Annotated in this window: 26 protein-coding genes; 16 read left to right on the top strand and 10 right to left on the bottom strand. The window is 67.5% G+C overall.

Features of this window, described 5'->3' with window-relative positions; genetic code table 11:
- Positions 1 to 63 precede the first annotated feature (63 nt).
- A complete protein-coding gene (locus IE266_RS20545) occupies positions 64 to 483 on the top strand; it encodes a VOC family protein (RefSeq protein WP_189682004.1) in 420 nt (139 codons plus the stop codon).
- A 9-nt stretch (positions 484 to 492) separates the two neighbouring features.
- On the opposite strand, the gene IE266_RS20540 is transcribed toward IE266_RS20545, so the two are convergent.
- Entirely contained in the window at positions 493 to 1,353 is an 861-nt protein-coding gene (locus IE266_RS20540; protein ID WP_189682003.1) for a LysR substrate-binding domain-containing protein, read from the bottom strand.
- 105 nt (positions 1,354 to 1,458) lie between these two features.
- On the opposite strand from IE266_RS20540, the gene IE266_RS20535 reads away from it, so the two are divergent.
- The 6 genes from IE266_RS20535 (at position 1,459) to IE266_RS20510 (ending at position 8,724) form a co-directional block, all read left to right on the top strand.
- Positions 1,459 to 2,214, top strand: coding sequence for a class II aldolase and adducin N-terminal domain-containing protein (locus IE266_RS20535; protein ID WP_189682002.1), 756 nt, complete (start codon positions 1,459 to 1,461; stop codon positions 2,212 to 2,214).
- 20 nt (positions 2,215 to 2,234) lie between these two features.
- Positions 2,235 to 3,395 carry an acyl-CoA dehydrogenase family protein gene (locus IE266_RS20530; protein ID WP_189682001.1) on the top strand — a complete coding sequence of 387 codons (1,161 nt, stop codon included), beginning with the start codon at positions 2,235 to 2,237 and terminating at the stop codon, positions 3,393 to 3,395.
- Positions 3,396 to 3,666: 271 nt separating this feature from the next.
- Complete coding sequence (locus IE266_RS20525; protein WP_189682000.1) at positions 3,667 to 5,685, top strand: acetate--CoA ligase family protein; 2,019 nt, start codon at positions 3,667 to 3,669, stop codon at positions 5,683 to 5,685.
- Positions 5,682 to 6,461 (top strand): carnitinyl-CoA dehydratase, encoded by a 780-nt coding sequence (locus tag IE266_RS20520; protein WP_189681999.1) that lies wholly within the window; start codon positions 5,682 to 5,684, stop codon positions 6,459 to 6,461. The genes IE266_RS20525 and IE266_RS20520 overlap by 4 nt, the downstream gene beginning before the upstream one ends.
- Before the next feature lie 186 nt (positions 6,462 to 6,647).
- On the top strand, positions 6,648 to 7,259 hold the full coding sequence (locus IE266_RS20515) for a polysaccharide biosynthesis/export family protein (protein ID WP_189681998.1): 612 nt from the start codon (positions 6,648 to 6,650) through the stop codon (positions 7,257 to 7,259).
- Between the two features lie 73 nt (positions 7,260 to 7,332).
- A complete protein-coding gene (locus tag IE266_RS20510) occupies positions 7,333 to 8,724 on the top strand; it encodes a hypothetical protein (protein ID WP_189681997.1) in 1,392 nt (463 codons plus the stop codon).
- A 3-nt stretch (positions 8,725 to 8,727) separates the two neighbouring features.
- On the opposite strand, the gene IE266_RS20505 is transcribed toward IE266_RS20510, so the two are convergent.
- Positions 8,728 to 10,299, bottom strand: a complete 1,572-nt coding sequence (locus IE266_RS20505) for a hypothetical protein (protein ID WP_189681996.1) — start codon at positions 10,297 to 10,299, stop codon at positions 8,728 to 8,730.
- 204 nt (positions 10,300 to 10,503) lie between these two features.
- Entirely contained in the window at positions 10,504 to 11,976 is a 1,473-nt protein-coding gene (locus IE266_RS20500; RefSeq protein ID WP_189681995.1) for a methyl-accepting chemotaxis protein, read from the bottom strand.
- Between the two features lie 182 nt (positions 11,977 to 12,158).
- Between IE266_RS20500 and IE266_RS20495 the strand changes: the two genes are divergently transcribed.
- From IE266_RS20495 to IE266_RS20465, 7 genes are all read left to right on the top strand, one after another.
- Positions 12,159 to 12,773 carry a ribonuclease D gene (locus IE266_RS20495; protein ID WP_189681994.1) on the top strand — a complete coding sequence of 205 codons (615 nt, stop codon included), beginning with the start codon at positions 12,159 to 12,161 and terminating at the stop codon, positions 12,771 to 12,773.
- Entirely contained in the window at positions 12,770 to 13,732 is a 963-nt protein-coding gene (locus tag IE266_RS20490) for a KpsF/GutQ family sugar-phosphate isomerase (RefSeq protein ID WP_189681993.1), read from the top strand. The genes IE266_RS20495 and IE266_RS20490 overlap by 4 nt, the downstream gene beginning before the upstream one ends.
- Positions 13,733 to 13,745: 13 nt before the next feature.
- Positions 13,746 to 14,345, top strand: a complete 600-nt coding sequence (locus IE266_RS20485; RefSeq protein WP_189681992.1) for a hypothetical protein — start codon at positions 13,746 to 13,748, stop codon at positions 14,343 to 14,345.
- The gene (gene lptA, locus IE266_RS20480) at positions 14,342 to 14,833 is read left to right on the top strand and encodes a lipopolysaccharide transport periplasmic protein LptA (protein ID WP_189681991.1); all 492 of its coding nucleotides are present in this window, start codon (positions 14,342 to 14,344) and stop codon (positions 14,831 to 14,833) included. The genes IE266_RS20485 and lptA overlap by 4 nt, the downstream gene beginning before the upstream one ends.
- The gene (gene lptB / locus IE266_RS20475; protein WP_189681990.1) at positions 14,833 to 15,591 is read left to right on the top strand and encodes an LPS export ABC transporter ATP-binding protein; all 759 of its coding nucleotides are present in this window, start codon (positions 14,833 to 14,835) and stop codon (positions 15,589 to 15,591) included. The genes lptA and lptB overlap by 1 nt, the downstream gene beginning before the upstream one ends.
- A 250-nt stretch (positions 15,592 to 15,841) precedes the next feature.
- On the top strand, positions 15,842 to 16,417 hold the full coding sequence (gene hpf / locus IE266_RS20470; protein ID WP_189681989.1) for a ribosome hibernation-promoting factor, HPF/YfiA family: 576 nt from the start codon (positions 15,842 to 15,844) through the stop codon (positions 16,415 to 16,417).
- A gap of 45 nt (positions 16,418 to 16,462) precedes the next feature.
- On the top strand, positions 16,463 to 16,927 hold the full coding sequence (locus tag IE266_RS20465) for a PTS sugar transporter subunit IIA (RefSeq protein WP_189681988.1): 465 nt from the start codon (positions 16,463 to 16,465) through the stop codon (positions 16,925 to 16,927).
- Between the two features lie 4 nt (positions 16,928 to 16,931).
- On the opposite strand, the gene IE266_RS20460 is transcribed toward IE266_RS20465, so the two are convergent.
- The 7 genes from IE266_RS20460 to cysQ form a co-directional block, all read right to left on the bottom strand.
- On the bottom strand, positions 16,932 to 18,356 hold the full coding sequence (locus IE266_RS20460; protein ID WP_189681987.1) for a nodulation protein NodH: 1,425 nt from the start codon (positions 18,354 to 18,356) through the stop codon (positions 16,932 to 16,934).
- 3 nt (positions 18,357 to 18,359) lie between these two features.
- On the bottom strand, positions 18,360 to 20,057 hold the full coding sequence (locus IE266_RS20455) for a DUF5927 domain-containing protein (RefSeq protein ID WP_189681986.1): 1,698 nt from the start codon (positions 20,055 to 20,057) through the stop codon (positions 18,360 to 18,362).
- Positions 20,054 to 21,040 carry a glycosyltransferase family 2 protein gene (locus tag IE266_RS20450; RefSeq protein WP_189682070.1) on the bottom strand — a complete coding sequence of 329 codons (987 nt, stop codon included), beginning with the start codon at positions 21,038 to 21,040 and terminating at the stop codon, positions 20,054 to 20,056. Before IE266_RS20450 ends, IE266_RS20455 begins: the two co-directional genes overlap by 4 nt.
- A 159-nt stretch (positions 21,041 to 21,199) precedes the next feature.
- Positions 21,200 to 22,261: a glycosyltransferase family 2 protein gene (locus tag IE266_RS20445; RefSeq protein WP_189681985.1), complete on the bottom strand. Its 1,062-nt coding sequence runs from the start codon at positions 22,259 to 22,261 to the stop codon at positions 21,200 to 21,202.
- Positions 22,262 to 22,309: 48 nt separating this feature from the next.
- Positions 22,310 to 23,203, bottom strand: coding sequence for a UTP--glucose-1-phosphate uridylyltransferase GalU (gene galU, locus IE266_RS20440; protein ID WP_189681984.1), 894 nt, complete (start codon positions 23,201 to 23,203; stop codon positions 22,310 to 22,312).
- 194 nt (positions 23,204 to 23,397) lie between these two features.
- Complete coding sequence (locus tag IE266_RS20435) at positions 23,398 to 24,198, bottom strand: 3-deoxy-manno-octulosonate cytidylyltransferase (RefSeq protein WP_189681983.1); 801 nt, start codon at positions 24,196 to 24,198, stop codon at positions 23,398 to 23,400.
- Positions 24,198 to 24,998 (bottom strand): 3'(2'),5'-bisphosphate nucleotidase CysQ, encoded by an 801-nt coding sequence (gene cysQ / locus IE266_RS20430; RefSeq protein ID WP_189681982.1) that lies wholly within the window; start codon positions 24,996 to 24,998, stop codon positions 24,198 to 24,200. The genes IE266_RS20435 and cysQ overlap by 1 nt, the downstream gene beginning before the upstream one ends.
- A gap of 122 nt (positions 24,999 to 25,120) precedes the next feature.
- Between cysQ and IE266_RS20425 the strand changes: the two genes are divergently transcribed.
- Together IE266_RS20425 and IE266_RS20420 are read left to right on the top strand one after the other, a co-directional pair.
- Positions 25,121 to 25,942: an ABC transporter permease gene (locus IE266_RS20425; protein WP_189681981.1), complete on the top strand. Its 822-nt coding sequence runs from the start codon at positions 25,121 to 25,123 to the stop codon at positions 25,940 to 25,942.
- Positions 25,939 to 26,535 (top strand): SH3 domain-containing protein, encoded by a 597-nt coding sequence (locus IE266_RS20420; protein WP_189681980.1) that lies wholly within the window; start codon positions 25,939 to 25,941, stop codon positions 26,533 to 26,535. Before IE266_RS20425 ends, IE266_RS20420 begins: the two co-directional genes overlap by 4 nt.
- The last annotated feature ends 73 nt before the right edge of the window (positions 26,536 to 26,608 follow it).

The following is a 26,608-nucleotide window of genomic DNA, read 5'->3' as shown; positions in this document are numbered from 1 at the left end:
ACATTCATCAAAGCTTCATCTTGAAGCTGTCGCTTGGCGGGCGGGATAATCCCGGAGGGGCGCATGGACTACGAAACGGTGAAGGCCGGCGACTTCGGCAAGGCGCTGCGCGGCATCGGGCTGAACCTGCTGGTGCGCGACGTGCCGGCGCAATGCGCCTTCCTGCGCGAGGTCTTCGGCATGGCCTGCCACCAGGTGACGAACGACTTCGCCATCGTCACCTATGGCGCGCAGGTGTTCCAGATCCACGCCGACGGCACCTACCACGCGAACCCGCTCCTCGGCCTGCTGCCCGAGAGCCCGCCACGCGGCGCGGGCATCGAAATCAGGCTCTACGAAAGCGATCCCGACAAGGCGGCCGCCCGCGCCGAAACGGCCGGGGCAACCCTGCTGCAGGCCCCGACCGACAAGCCGCACGGACTGCGCGAGGCCTATATCCTCTGCCAGAACGGCTATGCCTGGGTGCCGAGCCGGCCCCTCTGACCGCCCGGCTCAGGCCCCGATCTCGCCGCGCAGCCAGTTGACGAAGGCGCGCGCGCCCGGCGAATGCTCGGCCTGGGGCGAGAGGATCAGGTAATAGGCCTCGGGCAACGCAGCACGATGGGCGAAGGGCGCGACCAGCCGGCCCTCGGCGATCAGCCGCGCGGCGATGGCGTCATGGGCCAGCGCCAGCCCGCCGCCAGCCATCGCCACCGCCAGCGTCACGGTGAAGGTCGTCGCATAGGTCACCGGCGGATCGGGCCAGGGCAGGCGCTGGTCCTCGGCCCAGGCCGACCAGTTCGCCAGCAGCCCGGTGCAGTCGTAAAGCGGCTGCATGTGCAGATCGTCGAGGCTCACCGCGTAACCCGGCGCGCAGACCGGGTAATAGGCGCCCGCCCAGAGCAGCTCCGGGCGCACCGTATCCGGCGGACGCAGCGAGAAGCGGATCTCGATATCGGCCCCCTCGGTCAGCTCGCGAGGCTCCCAGAGTTCGGTCGTCAGGCTCAGCAGCACGCCCGGATGCGCCGCCTGGAAGGCCGCGAGGCGCGGCGCCAGCCAATGCACCGCGAAGGTGAGGTTGCACATCACCTGCACCACGTCGCCGCGCCGCCCCGTGACCGCGCGGGTACCCCGCACCAGCGTGCGGAAGGCATCGCGCACCACCGGCAGATAGGTGATGCCCGCCTCGGTCAGCTCCAGCGCGCGCGGGCGGCGGATGAACAGCGGCTGGCCAAGGTGCTCTTCCAGCGCCTTGACCTGCTGGCTCACCGCGCTCTGCGTCATGTTCAGATCGCGCGCCGCCCCGGTGAAGGAAAGGTGGCGCGCGGCGGCCTCGAAGGTGCGAAGCCAGCCCAGCGGGGGAAGCGACTGCATTGCCATTATCCCGGCATAAGTATCGCTAATGGATTACCCGGAAATTTTTCGTTGGTCAAAGGGCGCCGGGGGCGGCAGGCTGACGGCCAGACAAGGAGAAATTTCATGGCCGTCACGAATCTGCGCCCCAACATGTCCCATTGGCAGGAACGGGTGGACCTCGCCGCCGCCTTCCGCTGGACCGCCCGGCTGAACATGCACGAGGCGGTGTCGAACCACTTCAGCCTCGCGGTGAACGACGACGGCACCCGCTTCCTGATGAACCGCAACCAGGTCCACTTCAGCCGCATCCGCGCCAGCGACCTGCTGGAACTCGACGCCAACGACCCTGAGGCGATGAAAGGCCCCGACGCGCCCGACCCGACCGCCTGGGCGCTGCACGCGGCGATCCACCGCCACGTCCCCTTCGCCCGCTGCGCCATGCACGTGCATTCGATCCATTCGACCGTCCTGGCCAGCCTCGCCGACAGCTACCTGCCGGCGATCGACCAGAACTCGGCGATGTTCCATGACCGGCAGGTGGTCGACGACCACTACGGCGGGCTGGCCTTCGAGGAAGAGGGCGAACGCGTCGCGGCGCTGTTCACCGACCCCAAGAAGAAGGTCATGATCATGGGCAACCACGGGATCATGGTGATCGGCTCGGACGTGGCCGACTGCTTCAACCGGATGTTCTTCTTCGAGCGCGCCGCCGAGACCTATATCCGCGCGCTGCAGACCGGCCAGCCGCTGCGCCGCCTCTCGGACGAGGTCGCCGCCAAGACCGCGCAGGAGGTCGACGACTACCCCGGCCAGGCCGAGCGGCACCTCGGCGAGCTGAAGCTGATCCTCGACGACGAAGGGTCGAATTACGCCACTTAGAGCCTGTTCGGAGCGCGGCGATGCAATACGGGTTGAACGACGCGCAGGAGATGATTGTCGCCACCCTGCGCGCCTTCGTCGAGAAGGAGATCTACCCGCACGAGGCGCTGGTCGAACGCAGCGGCACGGTGCCCGACGAGATCGCCGCCGAGATCAGGCGCAAGACCATCGACCTCGGCTTCTATGCCTGCAACTTCCCCGAAAGCGTCGGCGGCGCCGGGCTGAACCACCTGGAATTCGCCCTCGTCGAGCGCGAGCTGGGGCGCGGCTCGATGGCGCTGACCCATTTCTTCGGGCGGCCGCAGAACATCCTGATGGCCTGCCAGGGCGAACAGGTCGACCGCTACCTGCTGCCGGCGGTGCGGGGCGAGCGGATGGACGCGCTGGCGATGACCGAACCGGGCGCCGGGTCGGACGTGCGCGGCATGACCTGCACGGCCCGGCGCGAGGGCGGCGACTGGGTGGCGAACGGCACCAAGCACTTCATCTCGGGCGCGGAACATGCCGACTTCGTCATCGTCTTCATGGCCACCGGCGCCGATGAAACGCCGAAGGGCGTGAAGAAACGCATCACCGCCTTCCTGGTCGACCGCGGCACGCCGGGCTTCACCATCCGGCCCGGCTACAAGTCGGTGAGCCACCGGGGCTATGCCAATTCGATCCTCGAATTCGACGACTGCCGCCTGCCGGATGCCCAGGTGCTGGGTGAGGTCGACGGCGGGTTCGAGGTGATGAACACCTGGCTCTACGCAACCCGCCTGACCGTGGCGGCCATGTGCGTGGGCCGGGCGCGGCGGGTCTTCGACTATGCGCTCGACCATGCCGCCACCCGCGAACAGTTCGGCCAGAAGATCGGCAAGTTCCAGGGCGTGAGCTTCCAGCTCGCCGACATGATAACCGAAATCGACGCCGCAGACCTGCTGACGCTGGCCGCCGCCGACCGGCTCGACCAGGGCCTGCCCGCCAACCGCGAGATCGCCTCGGCCAAGCTTTATGCCTCCGAGATGCTGGCGCGGGTCACCGATGCGGCGATCCAGCTGCATGGCGGGATGGGGCTGATGGACGACTACCCGCTCGAACGGTTCTGGCGCGACGCGCGGGTCGAGCGGATCTGGGACGGGACCAGCGAGATCCAGCGGCACATCATCAGCCGCGATCTGCTGCGCGCGCTGGGGGCATGAGGGGTTTCGCCGCGACTGCGTCGCGCCGACCCGGGCGAGGGGTTTCACCCCTCGCGCTCCCCAGGATATTCAAAGCAAAAGGAAAAGGGGAGGGCACGATGTCCCTCCCCCGAAGAGATGGGTTCTCTTCCTCTTGCACGGTCATCGGCGTCCCCGCCTGTACCGTGCGGGCATCCTGGCGGAAGGTGGTTAAGAAACCGTTGCGGCTTCCTTTTGCCCCAAATATTCCCCGCCGGAGGCTCCCCCCTGGCCGCCAGCGCAGGGGCCTGAGATGACCCGCGACCTCTCCCGCCTGTTCAAACCGCGCACCATCGCGGTGATCGGCGGCGGCGCCTGGTGCGCGGCGATTGTCGGGGCGGCGGAGCGGATCGGCTATGGCGGGCTGATCGTGCCGGTGCACCCCGAGGGCAAGCTGATCGCCGGCCGGCGGGCGCTGCGCAGCCTGGCGCAGGTCGAGGGGCCGGTCGACGCGGCCTTTGTCGGGGTGAACCGCCAGGCCACGATCGATGTCGTGGCCGAACTGGCCGCAATGGGGGCCGGCGGCGCGGTCTGCTTCGCCTCGGGCTTCACCGAGGCGGCGGCCGAGGACGCGGCGGGCGGCGATCTGCAGGCGCGGCTGGTGGCGGCCGCCGGCAACATGCCGCTGCTGGGGCCCAACTGCTATGGCTTCGTCAACGCGCTCGACCAGGCGGCGATCTGGCCGGACCAGCACGGGATGCGCCCGGTGGAACGCGGCGTGGCGATCCTGACGCAATCCTCGAACATCGCGATCAACCTGACCATGCAGCGGCGCGCCCTGCCGATTGCCATGATGGTGGCCTGCGGGAACATGGCGCAAACAACGCAGGCCGAGATCGCCGCCGCCCTGCTGGACGACGACCGCATCACCGCCATCGGGCTGCATGTCGAGGGCTTCGGCAACCTGCGCGGCTGGGAAATGCTCGCCTCGAAGGCGCGGGCCAGGGGCGTGGCGCTGGTGGCGCTCAAGGTCGGGGCCTCGGAACAGGCGCAGGCGGCGGCGGTGTCGCATACCGCCTCTCTGGCCGGCGGCGATGCCGGGGCGCAGGCGCTGCTCGACCGGCTCGGCATCGCGCGGCTGCACACCCTGCCGGCCTTCCTGGAAACCCTGAAGCTGCTGCATTGCTGCGGGCGGCTGGCCTCGCGCGGGGTGGCCTCGATCAGCTGTTCGGGCGGCGAGGCGAGCCTCGTGGCCGACCTGGCGCGCGGCACGGGGCTGCATTTTCCGCCGCTCGATCAGGCTCAGAAGCAGGCTCTACGCGGGGCCTTGGGGCCGATGGTGGCCTTGGCGAACCCGCTCGACTACCACACCTACATCTGGCGCGACACGGCGGCGATGACGCGGGCCTGGGCCGCGATGACCGGCGCGGGCATCGGCATAACGCTCTCGCTGGTCGACTACCCGCATACCGATGCGACCGACTGGGACTGCGCCACCCAGGCGGCGCTGAACGTGCGGGCCGAGACCGGCGCCCCCTTCGCCGTGGTCTCGACCCTGCCCGAGCTGATGCCCGAGGCGGTGGCCGCGCGGCTGATGGCCGGCGGCGTCGCCCCGTTACAGGGCCTGCCCGAGGCGCTGGCGGCGCTGGTGGCGGCCTCGACGCCCCTGCCCCCGCCCGCCCCGCCGCTGCTCTTGCCTGGACCGGCGCGCGAGGCGGTCTTGATCGGCGAAGCCGAGGCCAAGGCGGCATTGGCCGGCTTCGGACTGGCGGTGCCAACAGGGTGGCTCGCCCAGGCCGGTGATCTCGAACAGGCCGCCAGGGGGCTGACCCCGCCCCTGGTGCTCAAGGGCACCGGCCTCGCCCACAAGTCGGACCATGGCGCCGTGCGGCTGGGCCTGAGGCCCGGCGACCTGGAACAGGCGGCGGCAGAGATCGGCCCCGGCCCCTACCTGCTGGAAGAGATGGTGACGGACGGCGCGGCCGAGCTGCTGGTCGGCGTGCTGCGAGACCAGGCGCATGGCTTCGTGCTGACACTGGGCGCGGGCGGCGTGCTGACCGAGCTGATGCAGGATAGCCTCTCGCTGCTGGTGCCGGCCCCGCGCGATGCGGTTCAGGCAGCGCTGATGCACCTGCGCTGCGCGCCGCTGCTGACCGGCTATCGCGGAGGCCCCGCCGCCGATATCGACGCGATTCTCGCCGCAATAGACTTTGTTCAGGCCTATGTGACCGCCCATGCCGCCACACTGGAAGAGATCGAAATCAACCCGCTGATCTGCACCCCGTCCCGCGCGGTGGCGGCAGACGCCCTGATCCGGGAGGCCCAGCCATGAGCCCCATCATCACGCGGCGCGAGGGCGCCGTGCTCACCGTCATCCTCGACCGGCCCAAGGCCAATGCCATCGACCTTGCCACCAGCCGGGTGATGGGCGAGACCTTCCGCGCGTTCCGTGATGACCCCGAGCTGCGCGTCGCCATCCTGACGGCGGCGGGAGAGCGCTTCTTCTGCCCCGGTTGGGATCTGAAAGCCGCCGCCGCGGGTGACGCGGTCGACGGCGACTATGGCGTCGGCGGCTTCGGGGGCTTGCAGGAGCTGCCCCGCATGAACAAGCCGGTGATCGCCGCGGTGAACGGCATCGCCTGCGGTGGCGGGCTGGAACTGGCACTCAGCGCCGACATGATCCTCGCCGCCGACCACGCCACCTTTGCCCTGCCCGAGATCCGCTCGGGCACCGTGGCCGATGCCGCCAGCGTGAAACTGCCCAAGCGCATCCCCTATCACATCGCCATGGAACTACTGCTCACCGGCCGCTGGTTCGATGCCCAGGAAGCCCACCGCTGGGGCCTGGTGAACGAGATCCTGCCCCCCGCGCGGCTGATGGAGCGGGCGATGGAACTGGCGCAGCTGCTCGCCTCGGGGCCGCCGCTGGTCTACGCCGCGATCAAGGAGATCGTGCGCGAGGCCGAGGACGCCCGGTTCCAGGACATGATGAACCGGATCACGCGGCGGCAGCTGGAAACCGTCGATACGCTCTACGGCTCCGAGGACCAGGTGGAGGGTGCGCGTGCCTTCGCCGAGAAGCGCGAGCCGGTCTGGAAGGGCCGTTGACCCGCAGGCCCGCCGATGGTTAGTGAACAATAAGCGCCGGATCGCGGTGACTGTGTTGCTCTGGCGGCACGTCCGTGGCGCCTGGCGGGCTCATTCCGGGGGATGGTGACTATTCCCTTTGGCTGTGCGAGAAAAACCTTTAACCTGAGCGATCAGGGGCCTGAAGTTGAAGACAGAGAGTCTGCTATGACGCGAATTTCGAAATACCTGGGTGCGCTGTTTCTGGTTCTGGCGGGATCGACCGCCGCGTTGGCGCAAGACAATTACCGGATCAAGCCGGGCGATACCGTGCGGTTCGAGGTGCTGGAAGACTCCTCGATCAACCGTGATGCGCTGGTTCTGCCCGACGGGCGCGTGACCGTGCCGCTGGCCGGAACCATCTCGGTGGCCGGGCGCACGATCGAGGAAGTGCGCGCCGACGTGACCTCGAAGCTGTCGAGCAACTTCGCCAATGATCCGACCGTGACCGTTTCGCTGACCCAGCTGGGCACGCCGGCCGCGACGGGCGGCGTGGCGACCTACCAGATGGCGATCTACTTCATGGGCGAGGTGAACAAGCCCGGCATGATCGAGGTCAAGCGGGGCACCACCCTGTTGCAGGCGCTGGCGCAGGCCGGCGGGTTCAGCCGTTTCGCCGCGGTCAAGCGGGTGCAGTTGCGCCGCACCGATCGTTCGGGCAAACAATCGGTCTACAGTTTCAACTATAACGACGTTCTCGCAGGCAAGAACTCGATCGGCGCCACCGTCCTCGCCACCGGCGATGTGATCGTGGTACCGACACGGCGATTGTTCGAATAACGTTCAGGGAGTCCGGGGCAGGGCAGTGAAGAACAGGGGCGTGATAGGAGGGACCGCTGCCGCGGCCCTGTTGGTGTATCTGACCGGCCCATCGCTCGCGCAGGACGAAAGCGGTCCGGCGGGGCTGCGGGTCCAGCTTGGCCTGCAGCAGAGCTTCGGCAGCTACGACAACCTGTCCCTCGGGACCGGCACCGCGCTCAACCCGCGCGAAGGCCGCTCGACGCTGTCGTCCACCGGCGTGGCGCTGAACGTTTCGAGCGAGACGCCCACCCAGACCTTCAACTTCCAGATCGGCGGCGCTCTGCGCTATGGCAGCACGCCCGCCGGCAGCACCACCGAGACTGGCTTCGTCGATCCCGCGGCCTCGCTGTTCTACACCCACGAAGGCGCCCGCTCGCGGCTGCAACTCGACGCCGCCTATTCCGAAAGCGCGATCTCCCTTGCACGGCCGCTGTGGGATTTCACCGACGAAGATAACGTCGTCACCCCGCCCAGCGACTTCGGCAGCCTGCAAGGCACCGGTGATCGCCGCGCAAGCCGCTTCGCGCTGATGTACGAGACGGGCATCGACGCTCCACTCGGCTTCCGGGCGAGCATCAACCGCGACAGCGTGCAATACCTGAACACCACGACGGCCCAGCCGACCGACTATGACCGCAGCTCTATCAAGCTGAGCACCTTCTTCCGGTTCCGGCCGGGTACGGCGCTCGTGGTCGACCTCAGCGCCAGCCGGTACGACAACAATATCCTGAACACGACGAACAAGTCGCAGTCGGCGGCCGTCGGCTTCGACCATGACCTCGCAAGCGGCGCGTCACTTTCCGCCCGGATCGGCTATACCAAGGCCGATTCGAAAAACACTGGCACAACCTCGAAGGATTCGACCGGCGTCACCGGCAGCCTGTCCTACGCGACACCGCTGCCATCCGGCTCGCTCTCCGCCTCCTACAGTGTGTCACGATCCGACAGCGGTGCAGTCGATACGCTGAGGGTCGGGCGCCAGTATGTTTTGCCGACGGGCAGCATCGGGTTCGACATCGGCGCGTCGAGCATCGCCGGCTCCTCGGCCAGGCTGATCGGCGGCGTGAACTGGCGCCAGACGCTGCCCTCGGGCAGCCTGTCCCTGAGCCTGAACCGCTCGGTGCAGGCGGACGCCAACAACGAGGATCGTTTCACCACCTCGCTGGCCGCGCGATACAGTCACCAGGTCAACGAGACCTCCAGTCTCTTCGCGAATGCCTCCTACTTCCTTGTCGATGGCACCGGCACTGCGAACCAGACAACGCGGACGACCATTTCGATGGGCTACAGCCGTGCCCTCACCGAGGATTGGAACCTCGACGCCGGCATCAACTACAATGCCCGCAAAGAGGTTGCCGTCGGGGCGCCAACATCGTCGACCCTCGGGCGTGGCACCTCCAACGGCGTTTTCGTGAGCCTGTCGCGCAAGTTCGACCTGAACTGAGCCCTACTCGGCACGCCAGTCCAGGACCATCGGCAGTGCCGGGTTGACCGGGGCATAGCGCACGATCCGCCCGTCCCGCAGCCTTCCGTCCGCGGCGAAATCCGTCACACGTTGGCCGCCCTGCCCTGCACCGCCCGGCCCTTCATCGTGGCGCTGCCAGCCGGCTAGCTGCCCCTCCGCGTCATAGCGCATCTCGTCGCGCCAGGCTCCGGTCCAGAACAGGCGCGGATCGAACTCGGTGCTGCGCCCGGCGGCGTTGTAATTCACCGAGACCAACCGCATCGCCCCGTCCGGCCCCGGCAGATACTCGCGCTTCTGATGCGTGGGAAAGGCGACCGAGACATAGGCCGGCGCGCTGACCGCGGCGCCGGTCTCGGCAAAGACGCCGATATCCACCCGCGAGGTCAGCCGCGTCTCGCGTCCCGGCAGGGCAAACTCGTCGTGCCAGGCGATACGTAGCCGCGCCCTGCTCCCGGCCTCGTCGAGCCTGGTGATCCAGACCTTCTCGGGATCGCCGCGCAGCAGCACCCAGTGAAAGCGCAGCGATTGACCCTCGGCCACCGGATCGCTCTGCGCCGAAATCATCATCTCGCGCGCCCAGTCGCCGGCCCGCCAGAGCCGGGCAATGGCCTGCGGCGTGGTGAACAGGATCTCGCTCTTGCCCGTCAGGCCGGCAGCGGTGCGAAAGGTCTCCTCCTCGACCTCAATCCTCAGCGGCGGCGGAAGCTGGTCCGGTCGCATCGCCGCGGCCTGGGCGATCATCCGCTCGGGCCGCAGGGTGGTGCCGTCGATGGCCGAAGGATGCGCCAGCGCCGTCATGTAGTCGGCATCGCTGTCGACCCCCAGCAGGTTACGCCGCAGGATCATCTGCAGCGCCGGCGCCAGCTGGTGCGTCTCGACCAGGCGCGCCCGCGTCTCGGCGGTGAAACCGGCAAGCGTCATCAGCAGGGCCCGAATTATAGGCTGATCGGACCCCGACGAGCCCTGACTGTTGATAGTATAGGGCCAGATCGCCGGATAGAGATCGCGCCCGTCGTGGTCGCGATGCTCGGGGTAGATATAGAGGCTGTCGGCGGCATATTGCCTCTGCGCAATCTCGGCGCCCAGGCGCGATGTCATCGCGAGCCGGGTCAGGCTGCGCGCGAAGGGCCCCCGCGTCAGGGCGGTCGAGGAATTGCCGATCAGCGGGCCTTCGACCACCACCTTGCCGGCAAGCCCGTAGTCGAACCCCTCACCCTTCAGCGCCTTGTCGAAACTCAGGAAGGTGAGCCCCGGGAAGGCCTCGGCCGAGAGGGTCGAATGGCCGCGATCGCGGTTCTCGTAGAGGATGCCGTCCAGGCCCTGTGCCTTGCCGCGCGCGACCAGGGAATTCAGCAGCCTGGCGCCCGGAATCCCCTCGGCGATACCGGCGAGTGCTGCCGGGCGCGGCGTGGCGGGCCGGTCCAGCGGACGGGCGATGGCAAGACCGGGCAGGCCGGAAGGCACCAGATCGGCCCGGCCGATCACCACCTCCTGCCCCGAGGCCACCTGGGCCAGGCAGATCAGCAGCGACGAGATCAGGGCGCGTAGCAGCATTCAACTCCTCCGACGGCGCCGAGCGGGGCCCGACAGGATTGCGCGGGCGCGGCGCCGGCGCCCCCTGCCCCGCAGTCTTTCATCCGGCACTTCGGGTTGGCAATGGCCTGAAAGGATCGCGCCCTTTCCCCGTGTCGCCGGGAAAACGCCGTCCAGAGCACAAGTCCCCTGCGACATATGCCCATGACCCGCCACCCCGCGGCCTCAGCCCGCCGCGCGCAGGCGGGGCCGGTCGCCTTCCGCCGGCTTCGCGCCGTCGCTGGCGGTGGTCCGCACCGAGCCGGTCAGACTGTCGAGCGCCGCGGCGGTTTCCTCCAGCGTCGCCGCCTGGGTCTCGGTCCGCTTGGAGAGCGACTGCGAGGCGGCACTGATGCTGTCGGTGTCCGACCGGATCGACCCGGCGCTGAGGGCGATGCTGCCGATCGCCGCTTCAAGCCGCCGGGTCGCGCCGTTGAAATCCTGGCGCAGCTGTTCGTATTGCGTGGCGAAGGCGGTCTCGATCCGGGCGGTCAGGTCGCCCTCGGAAAGGCGGGTCAGGCCCTGGCGCAGGTTCTCGACCACCTGGGCCTGCTCGCGTTCGTTGCGCGCCCGTTCGGCATTCGCCGCCTCGAGCGTGTTGCGCTCTTCGGTCACGTCGGCGCCGACCATGACCACGCCCGCCGGATTGCCCTGCGGATCGTTCATCGGCGTCAGCGTCGCGTCGATGCGAATCTCTCGGCCGTCGATCCGTATGACCACCTCGCGCATCACCACCTCGCGCATCTGCGCGATCTCGGACAGGCGCGGCGCGGTTTCGCCGGCCTTCGCCGGCGTCGTCATGATGGTATCGACCTCGATGTCGAGCAGGTCCTCGACCTGTCGGCCCAGCCTGCGGCAGACAAAGCTGTTGGCCCAGCCGAGCCTGCCCGCCCTGGTGATCTCGATCCGCACCGAATTGGCGTCGAGCGCCGCGATGATCGTCGCATCGCGCAACGCCTTGGATTCGTTCTTCCACTCCAGCACCAGGCCGGCCGTCCCGCCCGCCTCGTCGGGAATCGCCGCGATCATCAGCGAGAAATAGGTCGCGCCCACCTTGATCACCGCGCGCATCGGCAGGTTCTCGGGGCGGGACACGATCTCGCGCACGCGGGCGGGCACGGCATGAAAACGGTCCATGTTCAGGCCGATCAGGTCGCGCGCCTGCTGCACCCCGGTCAGCTTGCGGAAATCCTCGATCTTCTCGTTGAAGACCGCGACCATGGCCGCGTTCATGAAGTTGATGTTGAAGTCGCGGTCGACCATCAGCATGGCCGCCGAGGCATTGCGGAACCCGCCGCGCTGGAAGGCGGCCTCGATACGGGCGGCCTCGGCCACGACCGCCGCCTGGCACAGCGTTTCGAGCCCGCGCGCCAGCTGCCCGATTTCATCCCGGCGCGTGGCGCCGGGCACCACGGCCGCGTCCTTGCCCTCCGCGATCTCGCCCATGGCCCGGCCGATCCGCCGAACCGGCACCAGCGCCGCCCATAGCACCAGCGCCGAAACCGCCAGCGCCACCAGCGCCGCCACCCCGCCCGCCAGCACCAGGTCCCACCAGGGGGCGGCGCGGTAGAGGCCGATGCCGATCACCACCGGCAGGATCAGGGCCAGGATCGCCATTGGCAGCTTCACCGCCATCGGCAGGGGGGACAACGGGTTCATGGCGTGCTCTCCGCGTTTCGCCGGCCCGCCTCGCAGACCGTGCCTGGTGGTCCTAGACCAAACTCCTTACGTGCCGGTAAACCGCCGATGTCACCGGGGACGAGCGGTTGAGTTTGCGGCGCAAAGCGCCTATTTCCCGGCACAGGCCGCATCCTCGCGGCGACACATGGGAGCCCCGGCGCGTGGCGAATCATCTCTACCGGAACGACCTGCCCGACGGGCTCGACATGGGCCCAATCGTGGCCATCGACTGCGAGACGATGGGGCTGAACCCGCATCGCGACCGGCTCTGCGTGATCCAGATGTCGGGCGGCGACGGCAATACCCATATCGTCCAGGTCGAGCGCAGCCAGACCGAGGCGCCGAACCTCGCGCGGATGCTCGAGAACCCCGAGGTGCTGAAGCTGTTCCACTTCGGCCGCTTCGACATCGCCGCGCTCTACAACGCCTTCGGGGCGCTGGCGGCGCCGGTCTATTGCACCAAGATCGCCAGCCGGATGGTGCGCACCTATACCGACCGTCACGGCCTCAAGAACCTGACGCAGGACCTGCTCGGCATCGACATCTCGAAACAGCAGCAGCAGAGCGACTGGGGTGCGGCCAACCTGACCGAGGCGCAGCTCGACTATGCCGCCTCGGACGTGCTGTACCTGCACCGGCTGAAGAAGGAACTCGACAAGCTGCTCGCGCGCGAGGGGCGGACCGGGCTGGCGCAGGCCTGCTTCGACTTCCTGCCGGCGCGGGCGCAGCTCGACCTGGCCGGCTGGCCCGAAATCGATATCTTCGCCCATTCATGAGCCAGTCCGAGACATTCCTCGCCACGGCGCGCCAGGTCATAACCGACGAGGCGCGCGCGCTCGACACGCTGGCCGAGGGGCTGGACGAGGGCTTTGCCGAGACCCTGCGGCTGATGCTCTCGGCCACCGGGCGCATCATCGTCAGCGGCATCGGCAAGTCGGGCCACATCGGGCGCAAGATCGCCGCGACGCTGGCCAGCACCGGCACGCCGGCGCATTTCGTGCACCCGGCCGAGGCCAGCCACGGCGACCTCGGGATGGTGGCCAAGGGCGACGTGGTGCTGGCGATCTCGAACTCGGGCGAGGCGCCGGAGCTGGCGAATCTCGTCGCCTATACCCGCCGCTTCGGCATCCCGCTGATCGGCCTGTCGAGCCGGCCCGAAAGCTCGCTCATGAAGGCCGCCGACGCGCACCTGCTGATCCCGAACCTGGGCGAGGCCTGCGGTTACGGCATCGTGCCGACCATCTCGACCACGCTGACGCTGGCGATGGGCGACGCGCTGGCCGTGGCGCTGATGCGCTACCGCGACTTCCGGGCCGAGCACTTCCGCGACTTCCACCCCGGCGGCAAGCTGGGCGCGCAGCTGACCCGCGTGCAGGACCTGATGCACCCGATCGCCGAGGTGCCGATGGTCACCGAGACGACGCCCATGGCCGAGGCGCTGGCGGCGATCAGCCGGGGCAGCTTCGGCATGACCGGCGTGACCGATGCGGCGGGCAACCTGGTCGGGATCATCACCGACGGCGACATCCGCCGCCAGGTCTCGGGCCTGCTCGACCATACGGCGGGCGAGGTGATGACGCGCAACCCGAAGTCGATCCGCCCGGATGCACTGGCCGAGGCCGGCGCCGCGATCATGAACAAGGCGCAGATCACCTCGCTCTTCGTGACCGAGGGACCGGGACCGGCGCTGGGGCTCCTGCACATCCACGACTGCCTGCGCGTCGGTCTGGGCTGAGGGAGGAGGCGGGATGGATCTCTATTCCCGCATGGTCGCCTTCTTCAAGGTGCTGTTGCCGCTGCTTGCGCTGGCGATCCTCGCCACGCTGTTCCTGATCTCGCGCGGGGTCAACTTCGACGCCAAGATCCCCTTCGCCGAGAACGAGGTCGCCGACCGGCTGCGCACCCAGCAGATCACCGCGCCCTTCTTCTCGGGCACCACGCCGAACGGCGACGAGGTGACGGTCAGGGCCCGCATCGCCCGCCCCGGCACCACCGGCGCCCCGGCCGAGGCCGAGGAGGTGCAGGCGAAGATGACGCGCAGCTCGGGCGAGGTGGTGACGCTCGACTCGAACGCCGCCCGCGTCGACATCGAAGAGGACATGGCGACCTTCACCGGCGAGGTGAAGATCGAGACCTCGACCGGCTTCACGCTGAACACCGAGGTGCTGAACACCTCGCTCCACGGGGTCTCGGGCAGCGCGCCCGGACCGGTCTCGGGCGTCGGGCCCTTCGGCACCCTGAACGCCGGGCAGATGGAATTCGGCCCGAAAAACGAAGGTGAACCTGTGCAATTGCTTTTCAAACAGGGCGTCAAGCTGGTATATCAGCCGAAAATAACGGAAAAATGATTGTGCTGCCTGTTCGGATCCTGGCTGTCTGCGTGATGCTTGCCGCTTCTGCGGTACAGGCACAGACCACCAACCTTGCCTTCGGGGCCGTCAAGGCCGACACCAGCCTGCCGGTGGAAGTGACCGCCGACAGCCTGGACGTGAACCAGACCGACGGATCGGCCCTGTTCAAGGGCAACGTGCTGGTCGGCCAGGGCGAGATGAAGCTGACCGCCCGCCAGGTTCTGGTCGTCTACAACAAGGACGGCGGCGGCATCCAGCGGGTCGAGGCCACCGGCGACGTGGTGCTGGTCAGCGGCCCCGACGCGGCCGAGGCCGACCGCGCCGACTACAGCATCGACACCGGCGTCATCGTGATGACCGGCAACGTCCTTCTGACGCAGGGGCCGAACGCGCTGACCTCGGACCGCGCGACTGTCAACCTTGCCACCGGCACGGCCCAGATGAACGGGCGCGTCAAGACCGTGCTGAACCCGAAGGGCAACTGATGGCACGCCCCGAGCTGACCGTGACGGACGGCAAGTCCGGCCTGGTGATCGAGCACCTGCGCAAGTCCTTCCGGCGCCGGATGGTGATCCGCGACGTCACCATGACCCTGCACCGGGGCGAGGTGGTGGCGCTGCTGGGGCCGAACGGATCGGGCAAGACAACCTCCTTCTACGCCATCGCCGGGCTGGTCTTCCCCGAAGCCGGCACCGTCACCATCGACGGGCAGAACGTGACCACCCTGCCGATGTATCGCCGCGCGCGGCTGGGCATCGGCTACCTGCCGCAGGAAATGTCGATCTTCCGCGGCCTCTCGGTCGAGGACAACATCCTCGCCGTGCTCGACGTGGTGCATGACGACCCGCACAAGCGGCGCGAGCGGCTGGAAGAGCTGCTGTCCGACTTCTCCATCGAACACCTGCGCCGCGCCCCCGCGCTGGCCCTGTCGGGCGGCGAACGGCGGCGGGTCGAGATCGCCCGCTGCCTGGCGGCGGAACCGAAATACCTGCTGCTCGACGAACCCTTCGCCGGGGTCGACCCGATCTCGGTCGGCGAGATCCGCCACCTCGTGGCCGACCTCAAGAAACGCGGCATCGGTGTGCTGATCACCGACCACAACGTGCGCGAGACGCTCGAGATCGTCGACCGCGCCTATATCCTGCACGACGGCCAGGTGCTGATGTCGGGCACCCCGGCCGAGGTCGTCGAGAACGAGAACGTCCGCCGCGTCTACCTGGGCGAGAATTTCCGCATCAGCTGAGGCGCGCCCGGAATCGGCGGCGGTACGATCATGGACACCATGAAATGCGGTTATCATTGACTCCGTGACGGACTGATGCGTCAATTGACATATGGCGATTGCTCGGTGCGATGCATGTTCAGGTCAGACCCAGACGTTCGGGCGGCTGTGCGCAGAACCGGACGCTTTCGCCTTTTCCGCCAGCCGAGAATGAACCACCCGCGCCGCGCGATCGCGGCGCAGGCCGGCCGGCCAATGTGAAGGAGCACGCATGCGTTACAAAATCAGCGGTAAGCAGATCGACATCGGAGAAGCTCTCCAATCCCACGTCCAGACGCAGCTGGACGACATCGTCGGGAAGTATTCCGGCCGCCCGACCGATGCCAACGTGGTCTTCTCCCGCTCGGCACATGAATACGTGTGCGAGGCGGTCGTGCATCTTTCGACCGGGCTGAACGTCACCGCCAAGGCCCATGCAAACGAGATCTACCCCGCGTTCGAAGCCTGCGCCGAGAAGATGGACAAGCAGTTGCGCCGCTACAAGCGCCGCTTGAAGGACCACCACCGCGACCGGTCGGAACCGGTTGAACATCTGGGCGCATCCTCTTATATCCTCGCCGCTGAAGACGAGTCGGAGGACACGGAGCCGACAACGCTTCAGCCGATCATCGTCGCCGAGATGGAGACGAAGATACCCTCGCTGTCCGTCGGCGAGGCGGTGATGCAGATGGAATTGGCCGGCGCGCCGGTGCTGGTGTTCAGGAACGAATCCAAGAAAGGCCTGAACGTGGTCTACCGCCGGGAAGACGGCAACATCGGCTGGATCGACCCGCGCAGCCAAGAATAACGCGAACGCAGCCCGAGCGCGCTGCACAAACGGAGCAGTCCCCGCATGGAGCTTTCGAGCATCCTGAGGCAGCAAGCTGTCAAGGTGTTCCAGGCCGCTTCCAGCAAGAAGCGCCTGTTTCAGGAAATCGGCGATCTCGCCGGTTCGGCCTATGGATTCGAACCGTCCACGATTGTCGACGCCCTGCTTGAACGCGAAAGCCTGGGACCGACGGGCGTGGGCCACGGTGTGGCCCTGCCCCATGCCCGCCTGCCGGGCCTGGCCCGGGTGGTCGGATGTTTCGTGATGCTGGAAAAGCCGCTCGACTTCGGTGCGGTGGACCGGCAGCCGGTCGACCTGGCCTTTGCGCTCTTTGCGCCGGAAGAGGCCGGGGTCGACCACCTCAAGGCGCTGGCGCTGGTCTCGCGCACGCTGCGCAACGCGGCGCTCTGCTCCAAGCTGCGCGCCAACCCCGAGCCGGCCAAGCTCTACGCGCTGCTGACCTCCGATCACTCGATCCAGGCAGCCTGACGCCTCAGCCCCGCCAGGGCCCAAATCCGAACATCAGGTAATCGCGCTGGTAGGTATCCGCCACCAGCGCCTCCAGCGCGGCGTCATGGATCGCGCCCAGCGCGTGCGGCTGATCGGGCGCGGCGGCCACGCAGGCCGGCGGCGCCGCATGGCCCAGCCGGCGGGCAAGCGCGGGCAACTGGTCCAGCTCCTCCTCGCGCAGCACCAGGTCGGGCACCATGAACTCGGCAAAGCTGGTCAGGCTCTGCGCCTGGGTGCTCCAGCTGGCATCCACCCGCAGCGCCGTCTGCCCGGCAAGGCTGGCCTTCACAAAGGCGAGGAAGCCCTCGAAGGCCTCGCGGTGGCGCTCGGCGGTATAGGTGGCGCTGAACGGATCATCCGGCAGCGGCAGCTTGAACTGGCCTTTCAGGATATCCCGGATCTTGCCAAAGCTGCCCGCCCCCCGGTTCAGGATCCGCCGGCAGAACACCGCGTGCGCCCGCGCCGCCGGGTGGCGCAGCACGGTAAAGCTGCGGTGGCCGGGCATCGACCGCTTCCACTGGCGCAGCTGCTTCTGGTTCATGCCGGTCGGCAGATCCTCGACCGCCACGCCATCCAGCGCCGCCAGCCAGCCGGTCACCTCCTCCTCCGGCCCGCCCCGCACCGGCAGGTAGAGCAGCGGCGTCTTCGCCCCGGCGACATAGGACGGCACCCCCGCCCCGCGCCTCGGCTCGAAGTTCGGAGTGCGCGCCAGGTTGAAGGCGTCGAAGGCGGCCAGCGCGCGCTCCATCTCCTCGGGGTTCGCCACCTTGGCGGCCAGCGGCTCGGGGTTCTGCACCTTCAGGCTCTGGTCGAGACTGTCGAGCCGCGCCTCGACCCCCAGCCAGGCCGCCAGCCCGTTCATCACGGCAAGGTCCTGCAGGTCCTCGTAGGCGAGGTAGAAGGCCGTCTGCCCGCTGGTCTGAAGCCGGTTCAGCAGCGTGACCTGAAAGCCCTGCAACGTCGCCACATGACCGGCGAATTCATCGCCATCGAACTCGGCAAGCGCCTCCTTGCGGCGCTTCACGTCGGTCAGCTTCCACTGGTTGGTCGCCTTGGCGATCTTCCAGCTGACGTAGCTTTCCAGCGGGTTGCGGGTCAGCACGATCTTGGCGCAGCGCGGGTCGTTCAGGATCGCATCCAGCACGCGCGGGTCGTGGTCGTGGAAATACCGAAACCCCGCCAGCCCCGGCGCCGCCGTCACCGCCGCGACCAGCCGCAGCGGATCGGCGTCGCGCTCGGCGCGCGAAAGGCCCAGCACAGAGTCGCGGTTGGGATAGCCGATGAAATGCGGATTGAAGGCCTCGCCGTGGCAGGTCACACCCGCCAGCGCGTTCAGGTTGGTCTCCAGGAAGTTGGAGCCGGTGCGCATCTCGGCGAAGACCACGAACCAGTCGAAACGCTCCGCCATGCCTCAGCGCACCAGATAGGGCTTGCGCGGCGTGCCCGGTGCCGTGGCGGGGGCCTGCTCGACCGGGAAGTCGCCCATGAGATAGGGGTGCATCCCCTGGTTCTTGAGGTTCTGCAGGAACTGCCCGAAGCCCGACAGGTCGACCATGCGCGGCGCCTCGGTCAGACGGCGCTGGTGCACCATGCCGATCTCGTCGACGATGGTCTGCAAGGGCTCCATCGGCGCCTCGACGAACTCCGCCATGGTCCAGATCCGCACCCGCGCCTTGGCGTAATACGACCGCAGCACGTCCAGATGCTCCTTCTCGATCTTCTGCAGCCGCGCCGCCTCTTTCCGGATCTCGCCGAAGTTGCGGTTCGACCGGAACAGCGGCACCGCCCAGGCGCCCGAGATCACCGAGACCTGCGCATTGGGGTCGCGCGCCACCAGCCAGTTGACCGCCTGGTTGTCCGCCGGGCCGAACTGGAAGCACTGCCGCTCCCCGCGCGAGTTCCAGATCAGGTTGGTGAGGAAGCTCTCGGGCGCATAGTCGCGCACCGTCGCGCTGTCGCTCAGCGCGCCGTTGATCAGGGTCTGGCCGCCGGCGAACTCGGCCCGGTCGGGCGCGAAGAGATGGCCATGCACCCGCGCCCCGGTGGCCCGCGCCAGCCAGGTCTCGAAATCGTCGAACAACTCGGCAAAGCCCTGGAACATCGAATACTGCGCCGAGGTGATGCCGTTCTCGAACCCGTGCTTCGGCATCCGACTTTGCATGTAGAGACCGGGCCGCCCCCGCGTGCGCCGCTCCACCGCCTTGGAAAAGATGCGGTCGATCTTGCCGGGGTTCGGCTCGGTCTTCTTCATCGCATGGGCGCTGTCGGTCAGGAACGCCTGGTAGAGCCGGTCCGCCCGCGGCCAGATCTTGCGCGCGACGAAACAGTCGGACCGGCGCAGCAGTTGCAGGTGATCGTCGTAGAAGATATGCGGCTTGCCCTGGAAATCGAACTTGGACAGCGTCAGCGAGCGGCTTTCCACGTTGCGCGAGTAAAGCCTTATCAGAGTCTGGTAATAGCTCTCGTCCGGGATCCAGACGCCCTTGAAATAGTCGTCAAAGACCTTCCGGTTCGGCGCTTCGAGGATGGCCGAAAGGGTCTGCCGGGTCAGGCACCACCACTGGCTGCCCATGTGCGGCACGATGCCTGCGGGGATCCGGCGGCGGATGCCCAGGCGCCGTTGCAGCGCGACATAGCGGTCGAACAACCCCCGCTGGCGCTTCCAGCTGAAGGGGAAGCGCAGGGTAAAGCGTTCCTCGTCCAGCCCACCCACCGTCCAGGGCACGTCGGCGGTGGTGGCGCTTTCGATGAAATCGGTCTGCGGGCGCGCGGCAAGGTAGTCGATCAGCTCCTGCACCGGCCGCAGCGGCAGGCAGGACCCCGAGGCGAGATAGACGTGGCGCACCTCGGGAAAGGTCTTCAGCATCAGCTCCGAGGCCGATTGCGAGGCCGCGACGATCCCCCATGTCCCCCACTCGCAGCGGTGCCGCTTCGAGAAGCGGATCAGCGGATCGCCCTCCAGCGCCTGCACGAAGGCGCGGTGGGTGCGGCGGCGCACGTTGCGGTCGATATGGATCACCACTGGGCAGCCCGAGGCCGTCCAGTGCCGCGCCACCTGCTCGGCCCGGTCCAGCGCGGTATGCACCAGCATGACGATCCCGACGGTCATGCCCAGTTGCCCTTGCTCATCAGCCCGAGGATCTCGAGCTGGCGCCAGTTGATGTATTTCTCGCTCCACTTGCACCAGAGGTCGGGGTTATCCTTCAACCGCTCGGCATAGGCGCGGTATTCCATCGAGTTGGCATAATGCTGCCCGCGCTCCAGCTCCTCGCTCGCCTTGGCGGTGAAGGTGTCGAGGAACTTGGCATGAAGCAGCGCGCCCGAGGCCTTCTCGCCGCCGCTGTCGTCATAGACCTGGTTCAGCCCGCGCGGCAGCAGCGTGTGGGTCGAGCTGACGAAGGCATACTTGCGGTGCCATTTCACCAGCGGGATCTTGTTCAGCGCGGGGGCCTGCTCGGGCGCCTCGGCAAAGAACATCCGCGCGCGCGGCCCCCCCTGGATCCAGAGGTTGCCATAGGTCTTGTTGCGCTTGATCGTGTAGTTGCCGCTGTCGAACCACGAGGCGATCTCGAGCGGGTTCTGCCCCGGCAGGTAGGGCTGCGCGTCGATCCGCCCCTTGGGATACACGTCGATCAGCATGGCCGAGAAGCTGCGGATCGAGGAATTGTCGAGCCAGTCGACCAGCGCCGGGATCGGGCGGGTGTCGCAGAACGGGTAGATGAAGAACTCGTCCGGATCGACCACCAGCGTCCAATGGTCGTGGGCATGTTTGCGGGCCAGCCAGTTCACCCAGTCGACCCCGAAAGTCGACCGGCGGTAACTGGCGGTGGTGGTCCAGACCGAAACATCGGGCTGCCCGGCAAGTTGATCCAGCGTGTCGTCGCTGCTGTCATTGTCGACGAAGAGGAAGTGGCCGACGCCAAGCCCCCGGTAATAGCTGAGGAAATAGGGCAGCCGCACACCTTCGTTGCGCATGGTGCAGATCAGCAGCACATCGGTCTTGCGGATCGCACCGGTGTGGTCCTGGAACGGCTTCAGCTCGAAGGACTTCCGCGCAGCGCGAAGCAGACGGTATCTGCGCCGGACCCGCATGCGGTAGGAATCCCAAAGGCTCACGTTCTCTTCCCCAAGGCGGCGGAAATTCGCCCAGAATGAGAGTCGGTGAATTTACATTCGGTTACAAGAGCCGTGACGGGGTGAAACACGCCAAAGCTTGCGCTTGTGGCGGCGCGGCCCCCGAGATGCGGGGTTTCACCAGTCGATCGCGGGCATCAGCCCGTGCTGCACCAGCGTCTCCCACCCCTCCAGCTGCCGCGAGTCCGGGGTCCAGAGCACCGGGCGCGCGGCGATGGCGCGATAGTAGGGCACCAGCAGGTCGGGGTCGTGGAAGTGCTGGCGGCGCTGCAGGTCCTCGACCGCGCGGTCCACCACGTCAGCGAGGAACTTGGTATGCAGCAGCACCCCCGCCGGCTCGGGCCCGCCGGGGCCGCTCCAGGCCATGTTCACCTGCCAGGGCAGCAGCGCGTGCGACGAGTTGGTGAAGGCCCAGCGCCGGTTCCAGCGCAGCAGCGGCAGCTTGTTCAGCGTCGGCGACCGCTCGGGCGCATCGGCGAAGAACATCCGCTCGCGCATGCCGCCCTGCACCCAGAGGTTCATCCCCGGCACCTGGCGCACCGCGCGGTAAGGGCCGGCATCGAACCACGAAATCGCCTGCACAGGGTCTGTTCCGGGGGCCGCATCGGCCTCGCCCACCGGCCCCTTCGCGTAGAGGTCGAGCATCAGCGCCCCGAAGGCCAGCTGCCCACGCGCCTCCAGCCGGGCGGTCAGGTCGCGCAGGTCGTGATGGTCGCAGCCGGCATAGACCAGCAGCTCGTCGGCATCGGCCATCAGGCACCAGTGGTCATGCCCGAAGTGCATCAGCAGCCAGCTCGCCCAGTCGAGCCCGAAACGCGCGTCCCGATAGCTCGCCCCGGTCTGCCAGAGCGAGACATCCGGCGCAGCGCGCAGCAGCTCGACCGTGGCATCGCTGCTCATGTTGTCGACCACGAGGAAATGCGACACGCCCAGCCGGCGGTAATGGTCGAGCATGTAGGGCAGCCGCTGCGCCTCGTTCCGCACCACCATCACCGCGAGAATGTCACCCGCCCGGATCGCCCCCGAACGGTCGGCCAGCGCGACCAGATCGTGACGGCTCCGGAACGAGCGCCACAGCAGGCGGCGGCGCTTCAGACGCAGGCGGTAGCGTTGAGCCAGGCTCGGGCGCGCGTCGGTCACGTCGTCAGGCCCGGCAATGGAAAAAGGCGACCGGTGCATGACCGGTCGCCTTCAAGAACTGTCCTGTGCCGGTGCCGGGACTGGCCCTCACTCGGCGGCTTTCGACATGTTCACCACTTCGCGCAGGTAGGCGCTCAGGTCGTCGCGCAGGTCGTCGCGGGCAAGGGCAAAGGCCACGGTTGCCTGCAGGAAGCCCGCTTTCGAGCCGCAGTCGAACCGCTGGCCACGGAAGCGGTAGCCATAGACCCCGTTCGCCGTGCCGATATCGGCGGCAATCGCGTCGGTCAGCTGGATCTCGCCTCCGGCGCCCGCGCGCATCTTGTTGAGGTTGTTCAGCACCGAGGGCCCGAGGATGTAGCGGCCGATCACGGCGAGGTTCGACGGCGCCTCTTCCCGCTTCGGCTTTTCCACCATGCCCTTGACCGAGACGATCGAGCCCATGTCCTCCTGGACATCGAGCACGCCATAGGCCGAGGCCTTTTCCGGCGGCACCTCCATCGCGGCAACCATGTTGCCGCCCGTCTCGGCATAGGCCTCGACCATCTGCTTGAGGCAGGGCGTCTCGGCCGCGATCACGTCATCGGGCAGGATCACCGCGAATGCCTCGTCGGCGATCAGCCGCCGGGCGCACCAGACCGCGTGGCCAAGGCCCAGCGCCCTGTGCTGGCGGATATAGGCAATCGCGCCGCTGTCCATGTTGGTGTCCTTGAGCAGCGCCAGAAGCTCGGTCTTGCCCTTCTTGCGCAGCTCCTGCTCGAGGATCGGCGAATGGTCGAAGTAGTCCTCCAGCGCGCTCTTGCCGCGCGAGGTGACGAAGATGAATTCCTTGATCCCGGCGGCGCGCGCCTCGTCGATCGCATACTGGATCAACGGACGGTCCACCAAGGTCATGATCTCCTTCGGAACCGACTTGGTGGCGGGAAGGAAACGGGTTCCAAGGCCGGCTACGGGGAAAATGGCTTTGGTGACTTTTTTGCGCATTCTGATCCTCAATTCGTATCGAACAGCGAACTAGTTAATCGCCGGAAAGGGTATTTTTGTGGCAGGCGGCCCATTACTAAGCTTATTTTTACTACATTTCCAGTGCGAGAAGGGGGATACCCCCAAGCCATCGGCATGAGTTCGCTGCACTGCAAAAAAATGGTGCGAAAACCCTAATTTCCGGTGCCCCTACGTCACTCCAGCCCCATCTGGGCCATCATCGCCTCGAGTCTGGGAACGTCCTCGGGGTTGTTCAGTTCCCAGAATTGTCTGCCCCGCGCCGTGACTTCGACACAGAGCACCTTCCCGCCGTTCTCCATGAATCGCAGCTGCTCGAGTCCCTCGTGCCGCTCCAGCGGGCCGGCAGGCCAGGACGGATAGGCCGCCAGCGCGTCGGGGCGGTAGGCATAGACGCCGACATGGTGGAACACCGGCGTTGGCTCGATCGGGCCATAGCGCTTGGAGGTGAAGGGAATCACCTCCTTCGAGAAATAGAGCGCGGTGCCATCGGCGGCGAAGACCGCCGTTGTGCCGCCCACGCGGCCATGGCGGCGGTCGTCGAGGAAGCTGTTCAGCGTCTCGCCGTCGCAGCGCAGCACCGGCGTGGCGATGCCCGCGCCGGGCGCGGCGCGCAGGCCGGCAACCAGGTCCTCGACGAACCAATGCGGGGTCAGCGGCGCGTCGCCCTGCAGGTTCACCACGATCTCGTAGCCGCCGCCCAGCGCGGCATGGGCCTCGGCGCAGCGCTCGGTGCCGTTGGCGCAATCCGAAGAGGTCATCACCACCTCGGCGCCGAAGGCCTCGGCGGCGGCGCGGATGCGGTCGTCATCGGTGGCCACGACCACCCGGTCGACCCCGCCCACCGCGCAGGCCGCGCGCCAGGACCGCTCGATCAGGGTCTGTTTCTTCCCGGTCGCGCCGGTCAGCTCGACCAGCGGCTTGCCGGGATAGCGCACCGAGGCATAGCGGGCCGGGATCGCGATCAGGACCGACATCAGAGCGCCTGCTTCAGCTCGACGCCCGGCGCATAGGCGATGAAGAAGGGGTTGGCGAAGCCTTCCTTGCCATAGGCCAGCGGGGTCTGGTCGTCGAAGCGAACCACCTGCCCGCCCGCGCCAAGCAGAACGGCATGGCCGGCGGCGGTGTCCCATTCCATCGTGCGCCCGAGGCGCGGATAGAGATCGGCCTCGCCGGTGGCAACAAGGCAGAACTTCAGCGACGAGCCCGCCGAGGTCATGTCGCGCACGGCATACTGCGCGATATAGTCGTCGGTGGCCTGGTCGCGATGCGATTTCGAGGCCACGACCATCAGCGCGCCATTGTCGGGCTTGCCCACGCGGATCGGTTTGGTCTCGCCCACGGTCGCCGGGTCGAAGGCGCCGCTCTCCTCGACCGAGGTGCCATCGGCCAGGGTGAAGAACATCCGGTTCTTGGCCGGCGCATAGACCACGCCGCGCGTCGGCACGCCCTTTTCCACCAGCGCGATGTTCACGGTGAAATCGCCCCGGCGGTTGATGAATTCCTTGGTGCCGTCCAGCGGGTCGACGATCAGGAAGGTATCGCCCTTCGCGCTGTGCGAGGCGGCCTGTTCCTCGGTCACCAGCATGACCTCGGGCAGCGCCGCGCGCAGGCCGGCAGAGATCAGCGCATCGGCGGCCTCGTCAGCCTCGGTCACGGGGCTGGCGTCCGACTTGGACTTCACCGCGAAGTCATCGGTCCCGTAGATCTCCATGATCCGCTCGCCTGCCTCGATCGCCAGTTTGCGCATCAATGGCACCAAAGTCTCGTAGTTCACGCGATCTGCTCCACTCGTCCGGGGGTTTGTTGAAAATTCATTTGGCCCCCCTTATGCTGGCAATGCAACGGATCGGCAAGAAGTCCGTGCCGGGTCGAACCAGGGGCGCAGGGCCAGGAACGATGTTCAGACACAGGGTACACCGCTCGCCGCTGTCCGGCGCGCTGACCACGCTCGAACTGATCTTCCACTCGGTGGTGCGCTCGGTGCGCGCCAAGCACAACAACGCCTTCATCGCCATCGGGCTGAACATGATGCAGGTGATCGTCTTCGTGCTGATCTTCTACTTCATGTTCGTGGTGCTCAAGCTGCGCGGCTCGGCGGTGCGGGGCGATTTCCTGCTCTACGTGATGTCGGGCATCTTCCTGTTCCAGTGCCACGTGAAGGGGGTCGCCGCCGTCACCGGGGCCGAGGGGCCGGGCAGCACGATGCTGCAGCACGCCCCGCTGAACACCGCCATCACCATCAGCGCCGCCGCGCTCGGCTCGCTCTATACCCAGGTGCTGTCGATGTTCGTGATCCTCTTCGGCTATCACACCATCGTCACGCCGGTATACATCGACCAGCCGCTGGCCGCCTTCGGGATGCTGCTGCTCAGCTGGTTCACCGGCTGCGCCGTGGGGCTGGTCTTCCTGGCCTTCAAGCCCTGGTTCCCCTCGGTCTCGGGCATCGCCGCCACCGTCTACCAGCGCGCCAACATGATCGCCTCGGGCAAGATGTTCCTGGCCAACACGCTGCCCGGCTTCATGCTGCCGATCTTCGACTGGAACCCGCTGTTCCACACCATCGACCAGGCGCGCGGCTTCGTCTTCATCAACTACAATCCGCATTTCTCGAACTGGCATTACGCGCTCTGGGTCGGCATCGCACTGACGATGATCGGCCTGATGGGCGAATTCTACACCCGCCGGCACGTGTCGGTCAGCTGGGGAGCCCGGCGATGAAAGCACTGTCCCTTGCAATTTCCCTCCTGGCGGCCGCTCCGCTGGCGGCGCAGGAGTTTCCCTCGCTCTTCGACGTGGCGGGCGTGGCGGCGAACGACGTGCTGAACCTGCGCGAAAGCCCCTCGGCCCAGGCGCCCATCGTCGGCACGCTGGCGCCCGGCGCAACGGCGGTCGAGGTGGTCGGCGCCGACCCGAGCGGGCGCTGGGGCCTGGTCAATACCGGCGAGACGGCGGGCTGGGCCGCGCTGGCCTACCTGCGCCAGCAGCACGGCAGCGAGGACCTGGCGGGCCACGCGCTGACCTGCGGCGGCACCGAGCCCTTCTGGTCGCTGCGGATCACGCAAGGCACGGGCGCGCATTTCAACCCGATGGAAGGCGGCGCCGAGGACTGGCCCGCCGGAACGCTCGCCCCCGGCGGCGGCCGCAGCGACCGCTTCCTGATCGGGCTTGGCGAGGGCCGCGCCGCGGTGCTCTCGCGCGGGCTCTGCAGCGACGGGATGAGCGACCGCATGTTCGGGCTCGAGATCAACCTGGTCTCGCATCCGGGCGGCCTGACCCTGTGGAACGGCTGCTGCTCCATCGCGCCGCGCTGACCCACTGCGCAGGGTGGGGGCGCTGCCCCCGCCGCGCCTGCGGCGCGACTCCCCCTGTCTATTCCGGCCTGTG

It is taken from the genome of Seohaeicola zhoushanensis (assembly GCF_014656415.1).
Taxonomy (GTDB): domain Bacteria; phylum Pseudomonadota; class Alphaproteobacteria; order Rhodobacterales; family Rhodobacteraceae; genus Seohaeicola_A; species Seohaeicola_A zhoushanensis.
This window is presented reverse-complemented; position numbering and strand designations above follow the sequence as displayed.

Excerpts from the sequence above, each read along its gene's own strand:
- IE266_RS20545 (WP_189682004.1), top strand. The coding sequence starts at position 64 with ATGGACTACGAAACGGTGAAGGCCGGCGACTTCGGCAAGGCGCTGCGC.
- IE266_RS20490 (WP_189681993.1), top strand. The coding sequence starts at position 12,770 with ATGAGCCAGTCCGAGACATTCCTCGCCACGGCGCGCCAGGTCATAACC.
- IE266_RS20525 (WP_189682000.1), top strand. The coding sequence starts at position 3,667 with ATGACCCGCGACCTCTCCCGCCTGTTCAAACCGCGCACCATCGCGGTG.
- IE266_RS20445 (WP_189681985.1), bottom strand. The coding sequence starts at position 22,261 with ATGCACCGGTCGCCTTTTTCCATTGCCGGGCCTGACGACGTGACCGAC.
- IE266_RS20435 (WP_189681983.1), bottom strand. The coding sequence starts at position 24,198 with ATGTCGGTCCTGATCGCGATCCCGGCCCGCTATGCCTCGGTGCGCTAT.
- IE266_RS20500 (WP_189681995.1), bottom strand. The coding sequence starts at position 11,976 with ATGAACCCGTTGTCCCCCCTGCCGATGGCGGTGAAGCTGCCAATGGCG.
- IE266_RS20465 (WP_189681988.1), top strand. The coding sequence starts at position 16,463 with ATGGAGCTTTCGAGCATCCTGAGGCAGCAAGCTGTCAAGGTGTTCCAG.
- lptA (WP_189681991.1), top strand. The coding sequence starts at position 14,342 with ATGATTGTGCTGCCTGTTCGGATCCTGGCTGTCTGCGTGATGCTTGCC.
- IE266_RS20540 (WP_189682003.1), bottom strand. The coding sequence starts at position 1,353 with ATGCAGTCGCTTCCCCCGCTGGGCTGGCTTCGCACCTTCGAGGCCGCC.
- IE266_RS20450 (WP_189682070.1), bottom strand. The coding sequence starts at position 21,040 with ATGCGGGTCCGGCGCAGATACCGTCTGCTTCGCGCTGCGCGGAAGTCC.
- IE266_RS20535 (WP_189682002.1), top strand. The coding sequence starts at position 1,459 with ATGGCCGTCACGAATCTGCGCCCCAACATGTCCCATTGGCAGGAACGG.
- IE266_RS20505 (WP_189681996.1), bottom strand. The coding sequence starts at position 10,299 with ATGCTGCTACGCGCCCTGATCTCGTCGCTGCTGATCTGCCTGGCCCAG.
- IE266_RS20530 (WP_189682001.1), top strand. The coding sequence starts at position 2,235 with ATGCAATACGGGTTGAACGACGCGCAGGAGATGATTGTCGCCACCCTG.
- IE266_RS20485 (WP_189681992.1), top strand. The coding sequence starts at position 13,746 with ATGGATCTCTATTCCCGCATGGTCGCCTTCTTCAAGGTGCTGTTGCCG.
- IE266_RS20520 (WP_189681999.1), top strand. The coding sequence starts at position 5,682 with ATGAGCCCCATCATCACGCGGCGCGAGGGCGCCGTGCTCACCGTCATC.
- IE266_RS20515 (WP_189681998.1), top strand. The coding sequence starts at position 6,648 with ATGACGCGAATTTCGAAATACCTGGGTGCGCTGTTTCTGGTTCTGGCG.
- IE266_RS20425 (WP_189681981.1), top strand. The coding sequence starts at position 25,121 with ATGTTCAGACACAGGGTACACCGCTCGCCGCTGTCCGGCGCGCTGACC.
- IE266_RS20455 (WP_189681986.1), bottom strand. The coding sequence starts at position 20,057 with ATGACCGTCGGGATCGTCATGCTGGTGCATACCGCGCTGGACCGGGCC.
- IE266_RS20420 (WP_189681980.1), top strand. The coding sequence starts at position 25,939 with ATGAAAGCACTGTCCCTTGCAATTTCCCTCCTGGCGGCCGCTCCGCTG.
- lptB (WP_189681990.1), top strand. The coding sequence starts at position 14,833 with ATGGCACGCCCCGAGCTGACCGTGACGGACGGCAAGTCCGGCCTGGTG.
- IE266_RS20460 (WP_189681987.1), bottom strand. The coding sequence starts at position 18,356 with ATGGCGGAGCGTTTCGACTGGTTCGTGGTCTTCGCCGAGATGCGCACC.
- hpf (WP_189681989.1), top strand. The coding sequence starts at position 15,842 with ATGCGTTACAAAATCAGCGGTAAGCAGATCGACATCGGAGAAGCTCTC.
- galU (WP_189681984.1), bottom strand. The coding sequence starts at position 23,203 with ATGCGCAAAAAAGTCACCAAAGCCATTTTCCCCGTAGCCGGCCTTGGA.